1 pseudogene is annotated in these 811 nt (G+C 72.0%); it reads right to left on the minus strand.

From position 1 onward, the window contains the following. A pseudogene (locus ACLF6P_RS07115) lies at positions 1–552 on the minus strand (hypothetical protein); the annotation flags it as partial. Positions 553–811 lie beyond the last annotated feature (259 nt).

Raw genomic sequence — 811 nt, forward strand, 5'->3', positions numbered from 1 at the left:
CGCCACGGTCGTCATCACGACGGGGCCCGCGGTCGTCACGGCGGAACCCGCCACGATCGTCGCGGCGGTCATCACGCCTGTCGTCGCGGCGGTCATCACGGCCGCGGAAGCCACTGCGGTCGCCACGGTCGCGGTCATCCCGACGGCCGTAGCCGCCGCCTCCGGGACGCCCGCCCCGGTCGTCGCGCCGGAAGCCGCCACGGTCGTCATCGCGGCGCGGGCCTCGGTCGTCCCTGCGGAACCCACCGCGGTCGTCATCACGACGGGGCCCGCGGTCATCGCGACGGAACCCGCCACGGTCGTCACGCCGGTCGTCCCTGCGGAAGCCACCGCGGTCGTCATCACGACGGGGCCCGCGGTCGTCACGGCGGAATCCACCACGGTCGTCACGCCGGTCATCCCGGCGCGGGCCTCGGTCGTCGCGGCGGTCGTCACGGCCACGGAAACCACCACGGTCGCCGCGGTCACCTCGGTCGCGGTCATCGCGCCGGTCGCGGTCATCGCGCCGGCCGAATCCACCACGGTTGTCGTCTCGGCGGAAGCCACGGCCACCGCCGTACCCTCCACGCTCACCGTCCCGACGGCGCGGCTCGCGCTCCGGGCGTTCGTCGGGGGTGTTCGTCGACATCGGGTGACTCCTGTCCTAGGTACCGCAAGTCATTCTCGCGCAACCGACCACCGGCCGCGCTTCGGCAGAAAAAGAAAAGGACCCGTGGTCCCAGCGTGAACGCTGGGACCACGGGTCCTCAAATAATTGTTCGGCGGCGTCCTACTCTCCCACAGGGTCCCCCCTGCAGTACCATCGGCGCTG

Source organism: Streptomyces lothianensis (assembly GCF_047779955.1).
In the GTDB taxonomy this organism is placed as follows: domain Bacteria; phylum Actinomycetota; class Actinomycetes; order Streptomycetales; family Streptomycetaceae; genus Streptomyces.